The 15750-nt window shown below is 36.9% G+C and carries 19 protein-coding genes; 16 read left to right on the forward strand and 3 right to left on the reverse strand.

Annotated features, from left to right (window positions below):
- Positions 1 to 82: 82 nt before the first annotated feature.
- From ABMA72_RS13825 to ABMA72_RS13875, 11 genes are all read left to right on the forward strand, one after another.
- Complete coding sequence (locus ABMA72_RS13825) at positions 83 to 385, forward strand: helix-turn-helix transcriptional regulator (protein ID WP_103218260.1); 303 nt, start codon at positions 83 to 85, stop codon at positions 383 to 385.
- 151 nt (positions 386 to 536) lie between these two features.
- On the forward strand, positions 537 to 1289 hold the full coding sequence (locus ABMA72_RS13830; RefSeq protein WP_393057549.1) for a hypothetical protein: 753 nt from the start codon (positions 537 to 539) through the stop codon (positions 1287 to 1289).
- Positions 1290 to 1291: 2 nt separating this feature from the next.
- Positions 1292 to 1489, forward strand: a complete 198-nt coding sequence (locus tag ABMA72_RS13835) for a cold-shock protein (RefSeq protein WP_103218258.1) — start codon at positions 1292 to 1294, stop codon at positions 1487 to 1489.
- 167 nt (positions 1490 to 1656) lie between these two features.
- A complete protein-coding gene (locus ABMA72_RS13840; protein ID WP_393057551.1) occupies positions 1657 to 2484 on the forward strand; it encodes an endonuclease in 828 nt (275 codons plus the stop codon).
- A complete protein-coding gene (locus ABMA72_RS13845; RefSeq protein WP_392859356.1) occupies positions 2485 to 2685 on the forward strand; it encodes a hypothetical protein in 201 nt (66 codons plus the stop codon).
- A 124-nt stretch (positions 2686 to 2809) separates the two neighbouring features.
- On the forward strand, positions 2810 to 3409 hold the full coding sequence (locus ABMA72_RS13850; protein ID WP_392859358.1) for a TetR/AcrR family transcriptional regulator: 600 nt from the start codon (positions 2810 to 2812) through the stop codon (positions 3407 to 3409).
- Positions 3396 to 3917 (forward strand): GNAT family N-acetyltransferase, encoded by a 522-nt coding sequence (locus ABMA72_RS13855; protein WP_393057553.1) that lies wholly within the window; start codon positions 3396 to 3398, stop codon positions 3915 to 3917. Before ABMA72_RS13850 ends, ABMA72_RS13855 begins: the two co-directional genes overlap by 14 nt.
- Before the next feature lie 17 nt (positions 3918 to 3934).
- Positions 3935 to 5587, forward strand: coding sequence for an AMP-binding protein (locus tag ABMA72_RS13860; protein ID WP_393057555.1), 1653 nt, complete (start codon positions 3935 to 3937; stop codon positions 5585 to 5587).
- Position 5588: 1 nt separating this feature from the next.
- On the forward strand, positions 5589 to 5894 hold the full coding sequence (locus tag ABMA72_RS13865; RefSeq protein WP_392859367.1) for a hypothetical protein: 306 nt from the start codon (positions 5589 to 5591) through the stop codon (positions 5892 to 5894).
- A 56-nt stretch (positions 5895 to 5950) separates the two neighbouring features.
- On the forward strand, positions 5951 to 6676 hold the full coding sequence (locus tag ABMA72_RS13870) for a pirin family protein (RefSeq protein ID WP_392859369.1): 726 nt from the start codon (positions 5951 to 5953) through the stop codon (positions 6674 to 6676).
- A 53-nt stretch (positions 6677 to 6729) separates the two neighbouring features.
- Positions 6730 to 7332 (forward strand): HAD family hydrolase, encoded by a 603-nt coding sequence (locus ABMA72_RS13875; protein ID WP_393057557.1) that lies wholly within the window; start codon positions 6730 to 6732, stop codon positions 7330 to 7332.
- Between the two features lie 19 nt (positions 7333 to 7351).
- On the opposite strand, the gene ABMA72_RS13880 is transcribed toward ABMA72_RS13875, so the two are convergent.
- Positions 7352 to 9055, reverse strand: a complete 1704-nt coding sequence (locus tag ABMA72_RS13880) for a transglutaminase-like domain-containing protein (RefSeq protein ID WP_393057559.1) — start codon at positions 9053 to 9055, stop codon at positions 7352 to 7354.
- Between the two features lie 271 nt (positions 9056 to 9326).
- Between ABMA72_RS13880 and ABMA72_RS13885 the strand changes: the two genes are divergently transcribed.
- Entirely contained in the window at positions 9327 to 10904 is a 1578-nt protein-coding gene (locus ABMA72_RS13885) for a Na/Pi cotransporter family protein (protein ID WP_393057561.1), read from the forward strand.
- A complete protein-coding gene (locus ABMA72_RS13890; protein WP_393057563.1) occupies positions 10901 to 11260 on the forward strand; it encodes a hypothetical protein in 360 nt (119 codons plus the stop codon). Before ABMA72_RS13885 ends, ABMA72_RS13890 begins: the two co-directional genes overlap by 4 nt.
- On the opposite strand, the gene ABMA72_RS13895 is transcribed toward ABMA72_RS13890, so the two are convergent.
- Positions 11257 to 12132 (reverse strand): LysR family transcriptional regulator, encoded by an 876-nt coding sequence (locus tag ABMA72_RS13895; protein ID WP_393057565.1) that lies wholly within the window; start codon positions 12130 to 12132, stop codon positions 11257 to 11259. The genes ABMA72_RS13890 and ABMA72_RS13895 overlap by 4 nt on opposite strands.
- Positions 12133 to 12237: 105 nt before the next feature.
- Here ABMA72_RS13895 and ABMA72_RS13900 point away from each other — a divergent pair, with 105 nt between their 5' ends.
- Genes ABMA72_RS13900 through ABMA72_RS13910 form a run of 3 tightly spaced genes read left to right on the forward strand, consistent with a single transcriptional unit; the run spans position 12238 to position 14439 of the window.
- Positions 12238 to 12765, forward strand: coding sequence for a YceI family protein (locus ABMA72_RS13900; RefSeq protein WP_392859380.1), 528 nt, complete (start codon positions 12238 to 12240; stop codon positions 12763 to 12765).
- 14 nt (positions 12766 to 12779) lie between these two features.
- A complete protein-coding gene (gene ygiD, locus ABMA72_RS13905; RefSeq protein ID WP_392859382.1) occupies positions 12780 to 13559 on the forward strand; it encodes a 4,5-DOPA dioxygenase extradiol in 780 nt (259 codons plus the stop codon).
- A 13-nt stretch (positions 13560 to 13572) separates the two neighbouring features.
- Complete coding sequence (locus tag ABMA72_RS13910) at positions 13573 to 14439, forward strand: SDR family oxidoreductase (protein WP_393057567.1); 867 nt, start codon at positions 13573 to 13575, stop codon at positions 14437 to 14439.
- Here ABMA72_RS13910 and ABMA72_RS13915 read toward each other — a convergent pair.
- Entirely contained in the window at positions 14436 to 15644 is a 1209-nt protein-coding gene (locus tag ABMA72_RS13915; RefSeq protein ID WP_392859387.1) for a PAS domain-containing protein, read from the reverse strand. The genes ABMA72_RS13910 and ABMA72_RS13915 overlap by 4 nt on opposite strands.
- Positions 15645 to 15750: the final 106 nt, after the last annotated feature.

Consider the following 15750-nt stretch of genomic DNA (forward strand, 5'->3'; position numbering starts at 1 on the left):
AGACTCCTTTAGTTTGATATTTATCAAACAATAGGCCTGCCCTTGATAAAAATCAAGTCCTTTGTTAGAATTTTATCTAACTATGAATGACTGCACACAGATACCATTGGATAAGATATTTAAATCACTAGGCGATCCTATTCGCATGAGTGTGATTAAGCAGCTAATTGCTTACGAGGAAGAGCATGGACACAAGGAGATAACTTGTGGCGGCTTCGATTATTGTGTGAATAAGGCCACATTTTCACATCATATTAAGATTCTGATTGAGGCCCATATCATTTGCCAGAGGACGGAAGGAGTGAAGAAGTACCTATTTCTCAATCCTAATATCAAAAAGTATTACCCAGGCTTGATCGAAACAATTAAAAAAACATGCGAATAAAATACAGTAAGAAGAATCTCGCTTGTATTAGAGCTTTGGACATAGTATCTTGTGTCAAATTAGGTTTCCTATAGTTCACTTCCTTATTTCGGTTCTGTCTATTTTTAATCTTTTATTATTTAGAAACGACAGAATTGCAGGGAATACCTTAGTGAACGAAGTGCTTAATGCAGACTCAGTACCATTGAAAGATCTTATTAAAAATCCGCGTACATTTATGAGAAGCAATAATCATCCTCTGGAACATGCAAAGGATTTAGATCGGCTGCTTGGTTTTCGTATTCCAAAAATAGAAGGAAAGCTTCTACAGAAATACAAGGCCTATTATAAGCAAAATGATGGCATTAAAGGAAAGCAGCACTTTCAAGGCACGCAAACTTGGATTGGATTACATCCGCAAGTTTTGCAGACACCTTATAATGATATTTTTGATGCACTTTATCTTTTAAAGGATTTTGAGGTTGATAAGATAGTGGATGTTGGTGCTGGCTATGGACGAGTTGGTATTGTGATGAACTCTGTTTTTCCAGAGTCCCGATTTATCGGCTATGAGATTCTTAAACAAAGAGAGAGCGAAGGAAATCGTCTTTTTGAAAAATTAGATCTCATAAATTGTGAAATTATTTTAGAAGACGTCTTGGATGATGATTTTATTCTACCAAAGGCGCAAATATACTTTATCTATGATTTTAGTGAAATTGAGGATATTTCGAAGATTTTAGATGAATTAGTAAGTCGAATCGGTGACTATAGTTTCTTTTTAGTGACTAGAGGTGATCGAATAGATTTCTTGTTGGAAAGAAAGTATAAACAATTTTGGAAGGCCAATGGCGTTTTAAGCTCTGGCGAATTAAAAATATATAGTTCTAACGTAGACCTAAAGAAACTTAAACATAAGGAGTAAGTATGAAAACAGGTAAAGTTAAGTTTTTTAATGATGAGAAAGGTTTTGGATTTATCGTTCCTGACGATGGAAGCAAAGATCTTTTCGTACACATTTCAGCAGTAAACGGAAACACTCTAAGTGAAAATGACGCTGTTGAATTTGAAGTAGGTGAAGGACAAAAAGGTCCTTGTGCTGTTTCAGTAAGCGTTCTTTCTTAATCTTAAGATTGATACACCGTGCCTTTTAAGAAAGTGAAGAATTTCAGCTTCTTAGAAGGTACACCTTCTTCTAAAGACTATCTGTTTATAAGAATACCTAATATACCCTATAAGATTTAATAAATTTTTTCATTGTGTTCATGTATTTTAGTCGATACTCTCTTTGCATGAAAATCACACACATCACAACTTTTCTAATTTTCATCACAAGCACGGCCTTTGCTTCAACTTGTGATCAAACACAATTTTATTCACGACTTTCTAAGCATGCATCTGGCTACGAGTTTAAATCAGAGCTTTCTTCTCTTTTGAGAAGAGAACATCGTAGTATCTCGTATGATGACCTTCTTAAGGCGTATCGTAGCACTGACCTCGATACTACTTACGATGGTGATCGCACGATTATGGATATGTACTCAGAAAATCCAAATGGAAAGGATCCGTATCGTTTTCAACCTGGTCGCAGAACATGTGGCCAATATAAGGGAGAGGGTGACTGCTACAATAGAGAGCACTTATTCCCTCAAGGTCTTTTTAATAAGAGACGCCCAATGAAAACAGATATCTTTCATGTTTATCCTACTGATGGAAAAGTAAACGGACATCGTGGCTATTATCCTTTTGGAGAAGTTGGTGACGCATCATGGACTTCTAAGAACGGATCAAAGGTTGGGAGAAGCTCAACAAGTGGTTACCGTGGTCGCGTTTTTGAACCAATCGATGAATTCAAAGGTGATATTGCAAGAGCAATGCTTTACTTTGCAGTTCGCTATGAAGCAGAGATTCCAAGATTTAAGAATAACCCAATGACTAATGGTTCACGTGAGCAAACATATAGCACTTGGTTTATTAAACTACTTCTAAAGTGGCACAAGCAAGATCCTGTAAGTGAGCACGAAAGAAGAAGAAATGATATCGCATGTGAATATCAAAAGAACCGCAACCCTTTCATTGACCACCCTGAGTGGGCAATGGCCATTTGGGAGGTTCAATAGATGTTTAGAATTCTAATTACAGTTATTCTAACATTTATTTTTCTCGTTCCGTTCTTCTCCACTCCTGTTGGAGAAGAACTCTACCTCGAATATCAAGACACAGACCTCTACAAATCGATCTATTGCCAATACGTTGAGTGGTTTGGCGCTGAAGGATTTGATAAAATTAAATTTGCAGTAAAGTGTCAGTTGCTAAAGTAATTTCCTTGTTTAAAATTCTATAACCATTTTTCAGCTAGTTAGATCATTTAGCTTGAGTCTTATGTTCTGCTGTGGCATATTCTAGAGTACACGTCTAGACAACTTGTCTACAAATGGAGTGATTGTGAAACAGGATTCAAAAGAGGCCATCTTTGAAGGTGTCTTAGAGCTTTTAAATGAAGAGGCCATTTTAGATATTTCGGTTTCTAAGCTTAAGAAACACACCGGACTTTCAACTGGAACTTTTTATTATCATTTCCCTGGTGGCATCGAAGATATTTATAAGTCTCTCTTTATAAAGCTTTCATCTAAGATTAGAAATAGGGCCTTTGTCGCTGCCAGTAGTGCAAAGTCGATAGAACAAACTCTAAATGATTTGGTATGCATCTACTTTGGTTGGCATAAGAATGAAGTGAGGGAGAGTGATTTCTTTTGGAAGGCGACAATGTCTGGCTTCCAAGAAATTCGTGAACTCTTAGTTAGTGAGTACGAAATTCTATCCACAAGAATTTATGAAGTCCTCACAAAACAGGCCGAGCTTGAAAATATTAGAATTGTTGATCGCCATATACTCGATGCCATTTTATTTGGTGCGGCCAGAGAGCTTGTTCACTCGTGGATTGGCCGTGGTAGAGATGAGAAAGAATTTGATCTTCTAAAGGAACAATTTATAAAGACGCTAAATCGAGCATGTGTCATTGGAAGCCCTTGTGAAATACAATAAAGACTTCTTTAAACAGTTTGAGCATCGTGGTGAGAAATACGTCATCCGAAGTGTAAGTGAAAAAGATCAAGAAAAATTGATCGAAGCTTTTAAGATGGCCTCTCATCGTACATTGAGTAGTCGCTTTCTAGCGGCAAAGAAAAGTCTTTCAAAAAAGGACTTAGAGTTATTTACTTGTCCTGATTATGTTAACCATGTGGCCTTAACGGTTATGAAGCAAAGTGAAGAGGGTGAGCTTCCGGTAGGCTCCACAAGATTCTACCGCGACTCTGATCATTCACCAAAGGCCGAATTCGCCGTTACTGTGATTGATAAATATCATCGTATGGGATTTGGTGGAATTTTAATTGATCATTTAATTGAGGCCGCCAAAGAGCGCAAGATTAAAGAGATATATGGCACGGCCAGTACTGGCAATCACGCAGTATTAGGGCTTCTCAAGAGCCGCGGCGAAGTTTTCATAGAGCCTGAAACAATGGGAATTGTGAATATAAGATTAAAGCTATAAGAAAAAAGGATATATAAATGAATAAAGTATGGTTAGAGAATTACCCAAAGAATGCTGCAGCAGAAATCAACCCTGATCAATATAATAATATTGTTGAAATGATTGATGAGACTTGTGAAAAATTTTCGGCGAGAAAAGCATTTATCAATATGAATGCTAGTATGACTTATCAAGAGGTAAGAGAGAAGTCTGATGCATTTGCTAACTATCTTATTAAAGATCTAAAGCTTAAGAAGGGTGATGTCATCATGATTCAGATGCCAAACCTTCTTCAATATCCTGTCGCTCTCTTTGGAGCATTCAAGGCGGGGCTAGTTGTTGTTAATACAAATCCACTTTATACAACAAGAGAAGTTAAAAAAGTTCTTGAAGATAGTGGGGCAAAAGCAATTGTTATCTGTTCGAACTTTGTGGCAAAATTAGAAGAGGCCATTGAAGGAAGTAAGATTGAGCATATTATCACAACTGAAATCGGTGACTTCTTTCCTTTAGTAAAGAGAAAGCTTACAAATTTTGTTATTAAGCACGTAAAGAAAATGATTCCTGCTTATAAAGGAACTTACTTAACACTTAATGAAGCTATTGCAAAAGGAAGAGGGGCGAGTGCAACTTTTCCAACGATTGAAAGAGAAGATACTGCTCTTTTCCAATACACTGGTGGAACGACTGGGAAAACTAAGGCCGCGATTCTAACTCACAGAAATATTATTGCTAATATGTTACAAATGGATGTTTGGATCAATGCTGGCCTAGGTACGGAACACGCTAATATTCTAGCTCCACTACCAATTTATCACGTCTTCACTTTATCAGTTAATATCTTTGGGTTCTTTAAGATGGGGATGACAAATGTACTTGTCACAAATCCGCGTGATCTTAATTCATTAATCAAGGACGTCTATACTCATAAGCCTAAAGTTATGATTGTTGTAAACACTCTTCTTCAAGCTCTACTTGCAAATGAGGAATTTAGAAAGCATGACTTAAGCTTTATTGGCTTTAGTGTTGCTGGTGGGATGGCCCTTAAACCTGCTGTGAAACAAGAGTGGGAGAAAGTAACGAAGACAAGAGTTATTGAGGGTTATGGCCTTACTGAAGCGTCTCCAGTTGTTAGTTGTAACCCAACAGATGGGACTGATGAAATTGGTTCAATTGGGCTTCCTCTTCCTTCTACTGATATTAAAATCATTGACGGGGATGAGAATGAATTAGGCTTTAATGAAGAAGGGGAGCTTTGTGTAAAAGGTCCTCAGGTTATGAAGGGCTATTGGAATCAACCTGAAGAGACGAGTAAGACTTTTACAAAAGATGGTTGGCTTAAAACTGGTGATTACGCAACGATTGATGAAAAAGGTTTTCTAAGAATATTAGATCGTAAGAAAGATATGATTGTTGTTTCAGGATTTAATGTTTATCCAAATGAGGTCGAAGGTGTTCTTCTTGAGCTTGATGGGGTTCAGGATGTTGCTGCTATTGGAATTGATAGCGAAAAGTCAGGACAGGTTGTTAAGGTCTTTGTTGTTAAAGCAAATACCTCTTTAACTGAAGAAGATATTAAGGCCTATGCAAAGAAGAACTTAGCTGGATATAAAGTTCCTAAGCAAATTGCATTTGTCGATGACCTTCCAAAGAATAACGTTGGTAAGGTACTTCGCCGAGAGCTACGTTAAGATGTACTCAAGTTCAAGAAGATATCGTAAAAATGATTGGTGGGATCTTGTTACCGTCATCGACCAAGAGTTGGAAAAAGATGATGGCCCACAAACGTATTACTATATCCTTGATGAATTAAAGTGGAGAATGGTTGAGTCTATTTCAGAGGGCTCAACCTTTAAAATAAAAAAGAAGGCAACAGAGCTTTATGATCGAATTCAAGTTAGCCAGAAGAAGTGGACTAAAGTTGAACCTGATCTTGCTAAAGAGCTTGAGTTGCTTTTAGACTTCTTACTTGATCCTCCGACTAAAATTTTAATTTAATTTACCTACATTGAGATATTGAGGACCGCTATAATATCAAAAATGTAGGAGGAAAGATGACAAATGTACTTCACCGCGCGGACTCGCGTGGTTATGCAGAACATGGGTGGTTAAAGAGTAATCATACTTTCAGCTTTGCCAATTATTATGACCCGGAAAGAATTCACTTCGGCACACTTCGGGTTATTAATGACGATGTCGTTGCTCCAGGGGAAGGCTTTGATACTCATCCCCACCGTAATATGGAGATCATATCTATTCCTCTAAAGGGCTCTCTTCACCATCAGGATACTATTGGAAATGATTTCATTATAAGGAAAGGCGAGATCCAAGTGATGTCTGCCGGTTCGGGAATTTCTCATAGTGAATATAATAATTCTGATCGAGAAGAGGTACACTTCTTACAAATTTGGGTGCTACCTAAAGAGCATAATATTAGGCCTTCTTACTCTCAAAGATATTTCAAAGACTCTGGGCGAAGAGGAGAGTTTCAATTAATTGTTTCCCCTGATGGCCGAGATAATTCTGTGACGATAAATCAAAATGCCTTTTTCTCATTAGCAAACTTAGAAGAAGGGCAGAATTTAATTTATAAGAAGTATATCAAATCAAATGGTGTCTATCTCTTTGTTATAAATGGCGAGGTAAGGGTTAATGAATTAACATTATCAAATCGTGATGGGCTAGGGATTGATCCTGGTAATAATATTGGACTAAAGTCACTCAATGACTCAGAGATTCTCGTGATGGAAGTACCGATGGATGTTGAAAAATATAACTAAAAACCCTGACATTGATCAGGTTAAACTAATATAATTGTTTGCTAAAATAAAGTATGAAAAAAGAAAATATCGTACTACTTATTCTTATTACATTAATCTCTTTTGCCGGTGCTGGTTACTATGCATCGAACCTAAATGAAGATACGAGTCTGCAAAGGTGGGTATTCTTTGATTTAGGGGATACTATTATCAACACGAAAAAGAGTGGGAATTATCACTACTACGAAGGCTCTCTCGAGTATATCCATGCTTTAAAAGGGATGGGAATTCATGTGGCCATTATCTCAAATATTCCTGAATCTTTTGGTGAGACTTATGAACAGAAGATTGCAACGCTAAAGGAATATGTAAGGGCACATTGGAACGATTCAGTAGAGTTTGACTGGAGTGTATTTGAAAAAATCTATATTCCTATGAGTAATGATGAGTTAAAGCCTGCGCCTTATATCTTTAATAAGGCGCTAGATGAGACGGGACGTTATCCTAGTTTGTATATTTCCGAATCCTTAAAGGAAGTAGAGGCCGCAAGGCAATTAGGGCTTGCAGGATTTCACTTCAAGGAAGGAACTTTAAATAAGGCCAAGTTGATCAAGAAAAATATCTATATCCACTTAGATGAAATCATTGATTATATCGATAATAATAGTCACCTGTAGTAGGTGACTATTTTATTTATTAAAAGATATATTCACCTTCAAATTTATAAGTTGCTTCTTTATCTTCTTTTTTAATATATTTAATACCTAACTTTAAACTGTCTTTTAATATCTTTGTTTGTGCAGCTATATATGTAGACTTTTGGTTTCCTTTTACCCAGAATCCTGTTCTTCCATATAGTGGGGCCTTCATTCCAACTTCAAATGAGTGACGTCCATCTTCTGAGTAGAGCGTAATACTATAGTCAGCTGTCGCACCTTCTTGCCTAATATAGATGATATTTTGAATACCTACTCCATACTCATCCATAATCTGTCTTTTGATTTCATTTTTAATTGTTCCACCAATTACGGCCATCGTATATTTACCTTCTTCTCTAACATCGGCCTTCATAATAGAAGCGTGGGCAGTTACGATACCTTTCCAATTCACTCCCATGTAGCTCGAATCAGCATATAGGGAAGAAGAGAACATATTTTGGCTGTCGCTAAATTCTCCGTCTGTTTTGAAGTTCTTAGTTTTTATCTTTCCATTTCCAACGGTAATACTTACGTGTGACTTTATGTCCGCGTAGACATTTCTTAGAATACCTAAGTCGACTTTTCCTGACTTCAGTCGTGCATCCATACCGAAGTAAAAGCTAGTGCTATCTTTAACAAACTCTCTATGTTCTAATTTTTTTTGTTCTCTTTGAAGCGCAATTCCAGCGTCAAATTTAATTCTGTTACCTTGATTCTTTAGAGTTGCGGCAACACCTGATGCTGTTAGGCCATTTTCAGTTTCTGCATAATAACTCTTTGCTCTTATGGCCCCATTCTCATAATTCATCGAGATAACATCGATATTATCAAATTCGACACCTGGAGCGACCATATCAATATCTAGACCGACTGCTTGATTTAGTAAGTAACCAACCTCACTAGGAACTCTGTCAACTGGTTCTCCATCTGCATTAAAAATTCGATAATTAATTCCAAAGTCAGCTAGGGTTGTATCTTGTGCTAAGCTCTGCGCGCTTTGCCCCTCATTAATTCTAGTTTCACCGTAGTTGAAATTAATGATGCGATCTTTATTTCCAGGGTCTTGTACAACGACTGTAGCATGACCAACATTTCTTGTGTTGTAAGCGACAACATAGACGTCTTCAACATTTAACTTCTTTAGGACATTGGCCTGAGTTACGGCAATGTCACGACAAACACCGGCCTTAGTACCACTTCTAATTGCTTCAAAGATATCTTCTGTTGTTACAACGCCATCTTTATCACGCTCAAAATCATAGTGATTATTCATAATTGTCCCAAGTATATGGGCCAGGTACATCTTTTGATTAAAGCTTAAAAGAAGCTTTGCTGATGAATAGATATTCTCTCTTCTAACTTCAGGAGAGCCAATGATTAGGCCCGCGACAACGTTAGTGAAATACATTTCACCTTCTTCTTTACCAAATTGGGCAACGGACTCTTTAAAGATATCCGACATATCCATTTCATTGAAATAGGCACAATTCTCACTTAGACAACCAACAATTGATTTTACAACGGTTGTTCTTCTGACGGTATCTGCCCAGTAAGATGATGTATTGAATTCTTCAGTTTGAATAAGCGGTCTCGTATGATACTTGCGCTTTTTAATATCAACATTTGAGCCATTGGCGCTTATGCTAAACTCAGCTTGAGTATTAAAACTTAAAAGTAGACTTAGAAAAAAGATTTTCTTCATTTGAAATCGCTCCGTTCAATATTTCTGTATATTAATGCAAGGTGAGTGCCAGTATTTTTCTCGAATATTCATTTAGTTGGCCTAAGAGCGGTGTTGATAATCCATGCGGCCGTACAAAGTTCATTCATTTATTAAGATTAAGGCTTGTTTTTCTAACTTGTTGAAATTACTAATGATTTATTCAAATAAAGAATATGATAATTTTATGATACTAGTTTTACTGCTATATTTATCTCAATAATTCATTTTGATATTAGACATAGGTTTATTAATGAAGGATTTTCAAATTATTCTGGCCGCAACATCGAGTGTAATACTCTTTGTCTTTGGCCTTGAGAACTTCTCTAAAGAAGTTCAAAATATTACTGGTGAAAAATTTCGAAAATTTCTCGGAAGTGCAACAATGTACCCCGTCGTAGGGCTCTTAATTGGAGCTATTATCACGGCCTTCATTCAGTCGAGCTCTGCAACATCTGTCATCGCAATTAGCTTGGTAAATGCCGGTGTTATGTCCTTTAAAAATAGTGTTGGGATAATTTTTGGTGCTAATGTTGGGACAACGGTTACGGCACAATTAGTTGCCTTTAAGCTGACTGCCTTTGCTCCTGTCTTTATCATCATTGGTTTTCTCCTTTCTTTTACGAGATCTCGCTACGCTATCTTTGGAAAGACACTTTTCTATTTTGGTTTCGTCTTCTTTAGCTTAAACCTAATCTCATCGGCCCTTGCTCCTCTTCAAACGGATGCGCGCTTAATTGAGTTTCTAACAAAGGCCCATAATCCACTTCTTGGTGTTCTCGTTGGTGCTGTCATTACCGCTATTGTTCAATCAAGTTCAGTAACAACTGGTTTAGCTATTATCTTCACACAACAAGGGCTTATGAGTCTTGATAATGCAATTCCGATTTTAATGGGTTCAAATCTTGGAACAACCGTTACGGCCCTTATTTCTATTATTAGTATGGATATTGCAGCAAAGAAGACGGCCCTTGCTCACTTTCTTTTTAACTTAGGAGGAGTGTTAATCTTTCTTCCAATCGTTATTTTTTGGAGGGAGCACCTTCCTCTGATGTCAGATATTCCGGCCATAGCGCTCGCAAACTTTCACCTCATCTTTAACGTCACCACGAGTTTTATCTTTGTTATTTTCTTAAACCCTTTTACTGCTCTAATCGATCGAATGCTTGGGGAAGGGAAAATGGATTTTGAACGAATCGCTCTAGGCCTAAAAGAAGAATCAGAATTTAGTGAGATTGAAGAAAACTTAATGGATGACCTCGAAAAGACCTTTCAATTTGTACAAGAAAACTACAACCTTATTACCTTAAGTATTGAAACAAATTATAAAGGTATTTATGAGGCGGCAAAGAAGCGTATTGAATATATGGACTTTCTTAAGGCCGAACTTTTAGGCTTCTTTTCTAAGTTCATTTCCAAGTGTAATAATGAAGAAGAAATTGATCGCATCGTAAATATCATGGCCATGTATGAATATATCTTTCAGATGCACGACTCAGTTAAAGATATTACAAGTGTTAAAGCTTCAATGGATAATAACTATGTAGAGCTCAAAAGTGATGTCCTGATGATTGTGCGAGAGATTGCAAGTAGTACGCTTTCGGTTTTCGACTATATTTCAAGTGATAGTCAAAAAGATAAGAATCTAAAAAAATTATCACAAGACTTTCAAAGAAACCTTGAAGGCTTTGGAAAGAAAGTTTTCACATTGATGGCAAAACCTGAACGAAACGATGCAGGAGCAATTATGCACCTTCTGACTTATTCTCAAAGACTTAAAGATAAGTTGATGAATTATTATCACTTGAGAGAAGGTCGAATCGCACCATGAATATGCTAAGAAAAATTGAAAAGCTATATCTTGATATTCTTATCTATTTTGCTTCTAAGAAAAAGGGTCTTATGTTTAGGCTGAGGAAATCTCTAATTATTCTTCGAGATGGCCTTGAAAAGGAAGGAACTGAAACAAAAGAGATGTTTGCCATATATGGACGCTACACTCAGGGACGTGCCTCTAAAGAAGAGATGAAAGAGGCCAATAAGCAATTTGTTGAGGTCATTAAAGGGCTAGGAGTTGGTGTTTTACTTGTACTTCCTTTTGCCCCACTTACAATTCCATTTGTTGTTAAGCTAGGTGAGAGACTAGGTGTCGATATTATTCCTTCATCATTTCGTTCCAAAGATTAGTTATCTAAAATATATTTTAAATTATCATAGAGGTATTCTTTAAATATCTTCACATGTTTTGGAATATGTTTTGAAGGCTTAGAAAGTAAGAAGAGTGTTCTAGCTAAATACTTATAGCTTGGTAATATCTTGATGAACTCATTCTCAACGAGTTCTTTTTTACAGTAAAAACTTGGGATCATTGCTGGTCCCTTATTGTTTTTTACATAATCCTTTAAAATAGGGAATGAGTTGCTTGCAAATTGAGGAACGAGGTCTTTAAAGCATGACTTATTTAAAGGGTTACCATAAAGGTCAGTCAAGATTGCCACCGGATGTTTTTCAAGATCTGCTAATTTAGAAATTCTTGGTGAGCTTTTCAAATATTGTGCGCTAGCGACTAGGCCAACTTCAATATCACAGACTTTCTTTTGGATCAGTGATGAATCCTTTAATTTCCCAATACGCAGGGCAAGGTCTAATTTATGCTCTTTGAAGTCCATAAGGATATTTGTAGAGAAAAGTTCAACTCGTATACCAGGGTATTTATCCATGAAGTCACAAACAATATTAGTAAGGAGTGACTGTGAAAGATCCTCTGGTGCGGTTAATTTAATTAAGCCTTTCATCTCATCTTTTTGGCTCTTTATTTTTAAAAGAGATGCATCAAGAGACTCTAGTGGAGATTTAATCAACTGTAGTAGTGCTAGGCCTTGTTCTGTTAACGTTACTCCTCTTGGCCCGCGAGATAGTAAAGTCTGTTCTAGTTCATCTTCTAACTTGACGAGGTCGCGACTAATTTTGGATTTAGGGTGACCTAGTACTAGGGAAGCTTTAGTTAGACTTCCTGCCTCAGCAACTTTTTCAAATATTTTAAGTAAATTCAGATCCATTTAGTGTTCCTTATATGGAACATTATATTGCATTATTGTGATCTGTTGCAACACTCATTTTTTCTCCATAATACGAATATAGCAAAACAAATCAGGAGAAAAGAAATGAAAGCTAAATTTATAATTCTAGGACTAATTTTAACATCTTTAACAGCGATGGCCGATAATATTGACTTAGCAAGAAGTTCATTCGTATGGAAAGGTTCAAAAATCACAGGCGATTTTCACTCTGGGCCAATTAAAATGAAAAGTGCCACTTTAGATAATGGAAGAGGGAGTTTCGTCGCTGATATGAGCTCTATTGATGATACAACTTTAAAAGGTGAGTGGAAGGCAAAATTTCTCTCACATATTAAAAGTAGTGATTTCTTTGATGTTGAAAAGTACCCAACAGCAAAGCTAAAGATTAATAAGATTGATAACGGACAACTTTATGGACAACTAACTATTAAGGGCAAGACTAATGCTGTCGCAATCCCTGTGACAAAGAAGGGAAAGATTTATTCTGGGGTTCTTGCCTTTGATCGTACTGAGTTTGATATGGTTTATGGTTCAGGAAGTTTCTTTAAGAACCTTGGTGATAATATGATTTCAGATACAGTAACACTAACTTTTAAAGTCGTTACTAAGTAGTAGGCGGAGCAGTCATGACTAGAGAAAAGATTCCAGTGATATTCTTAGGACATGGCTCTCCTATGAATGCAATTGCAAGTAATGAATTTACTGATCAACTTAGAATAATAGGAAAAGAGCTGCCAAAGCCTAGAGCAATACTAATGATATCTGCGCATTGGGAAACACAGGGAACGTGGATTACAGCAATGGATAAACCTAAAACGATTCATGATTTTTACGGCTTTCCAAAAGAGTTATATGAAATTCAATACCCCGCTCCGGGATCACCTCATCTTGCTAACGAGATTGTTGAAATGATTGGTGAGAGTGTGAAGCTTGATCATGAAAATTGGGGATTGGATCACGGGACATGGTCGTTACTGAAGTTCATGTATCCCGAAGCAAATATACCAGTTGTTCAGTTGAGTTTGGATATGAGGAAGCCCCCACAGTATCACTTTGATCTAGGAAAGAAGCTAAAAGTTTTGAGAGATCAAGGAGTGCTCATTATAGGCAGTGGAAATATTGTTCATAACTTAAAAACAATAAGCTGGAGTGAGGATGCTCCTGTCGTTGATTGGGCCATAGAGTATGATGAACTTATCAAAGAGAAGCTTATCAATAGAGAGTTTAATTATTTGATTAATGATTTTCAAAGCATGGATATTGGAAAGATGAGTGTACCTTCAGTTGAACACTATCTTCCTCTTTTATATGTGATAGGGGCCTCAGATGAAAGTGACATCCTGAATTTTGATTTTGAAGGAATTCAAAACGCTTCCATTTCAATGAGAAGCTTTAGTTTTAGATAATAAGGAGAAATATATGATTGCATTAACAGGTGCATCTGGTCAGCTAGGCCAATTAGTTATTCAACAACTTTTAGATGAGGGTATTAATCCCAATGAAATAGTGGCCATTGCAAGGTCTACTGAAAAACTAGATCAATTTGCAAAAAAAGGTGTTCAAATAAGGTATGGTGATTATGAAAAGCCTGATTCATTGAAAGAAGCATTAAGAGGAATTAATAAGCTTTTATTAATATCTGCAAGTGAGGTTGGTAAAAGACTTCCTCAACATAAGAATGTTATTGATGCTGTAAAGGAATCTTCAGTTAAACATCTTATTTACACTAGTATTCTTCATGCAGATACATCTCCACTTGGGCTTGCGAAAGAGCATGTTGAAACGGAGGATTTGCTAAATGACCTTAATATATCAACGACGATACTTCGTAACGGTTGGTATTCTGAAAACTACATGATGGGATTACCTAGTATTATTGAACATTCAGCTGTTATTGGTTGTGCTGGTGATGGCAAGCTTTCAACTGCAGCACGTGTGGACTATGCTCTTGCCGCTGCGAAGGTCCTAACTGGTACAGGTCATGAAGGAAAGATTTATGAATTAGCAGGGGATGAAGCGTTTACCTTATCTGAATTTGCAGAATCTGTAGGTAAAGAATTTGGGAAAGAAATACAATTTCAAAATCTAAGCGAAGCTGATTTTAAAAATGCTTTAATGCAGGGAGGTCTCCCCGAAGGATTTGCACAATTATTGGCAGACTCTGAAAAAGGAGCGTCCGTAGGAGGCCTATTTGATAATCAAAAGCAATTATCAAGTCTCATCGGACGCCCAACGATACCTATCTCAAAATCAATTAAAGATTTTAAAGAAAGCTATCAGTCTTAGTTATTTTGATTTGCTAAAGACTCATTCATGCGAAATACCTGATGAACTAAATCGTTACCGATATCGTTTATCTCTTTTAACGATTGCTTGAGTGAGTCTTTAAAGTTAGTTAATTGATCGAGAAGCCCCGAAAGCTCTCCTGAATTTCTGTTAAGTCTTGCCGCTTCGATCTTTCCACTGATACTTACCATCTCTAGGCCAATTGATAACTTCTTCACGTCGTTACACACTCTTTTGAATTCACTAAACTCCGTTTGAATTTCAATGAGGCTAGTCTTGGCATTCTTAATCTGCTGTTCTTGTAACATTGACAAGATACCCATCTCATTTGCCTTTTGAATTGGTGAAGGCTTTGTTTCTTTTTCAAAGAAGTTGTAAATCTCTCTTTGAAGAATTGAATTACAAACAAAGAATTGGCAATCCTTCACTTTCTCTTGAACAAGCTTTCCAGAGACCATGAACTTGTTAATTTCGTCTTGAATCTCTTTAGCAAGATTGTCGTACTGAGTAGAAATCGTCGCCATTGAAGCTGCTTCTTCCCCAATCCTTGCAGCTTGAACTTCTAGGTTCATAGGCACAAGTGAGGTCTTCTTGTATTCCTCAAATATACCTTCTGACTTCTCTTGTAGAAATGAGCCGGATTCTAGGGCCTTTCTTAATAAGTTAAGCTCTTCAATTGGCTCTTCTCCAAGTGCTACTTGTCTTGATTCAAGCTCTTGCATGAGGGCCTCAATCATGAAGTGCTCGTAGGACTCAAAGCCTAACTCATTAATCATTGCTAGAAGAGTTTCTTGTGATTGTGCCGGTGTAAGTTTCTTACGCTTTTCTAATTGAGCTAGCTCAATATACTTTTCCTTCACGATCTCAAAGAAATGACTACTAGGCTTTAGTCTTACAGACAGGTAGCCATCGTCTATAGGTGAGACGAGGGCAAAGACCCAATAATTGCTTCCATCTTTAGCTTGATTGTTGACATAGGCGCCGATCATCTTGTCTTGGGCAATAGTGTCCCAAAGTAATGAAAATACCCCGCGAGGCATTTCCGGATGTCTAACCACCTTGTGGGGTTTGCCAAGCATCTCCTCCCACTCGTACTGACTGACTCGTTGAAATACTGAATTTCCGGACGCGATAACTCCTCGCTTATCGGTCCTGGAAAAGAATAGTTCATCAAAATCGAAGTTACTCTCTCTATCCTTCGACATGCATCCTCCCTTTTCTGAAAAATGATGAATATTTTCTGTTTAGAATGAAAAAAATGAACAAAACATGATATATGTCGTAAACTGTTGATTTTATTGAATTCTTAAC

The organism is Halobacteriovorax sp. CON-3 (assembly GCF_043196995.1).
Taxonomy (GTDB): domain Bacteria; phylum Bdellovibrionota; class Bacteriovoracia; order Bacteriovoracales; family Bacteriovoracaceae; genus Halobacteriovorax_A.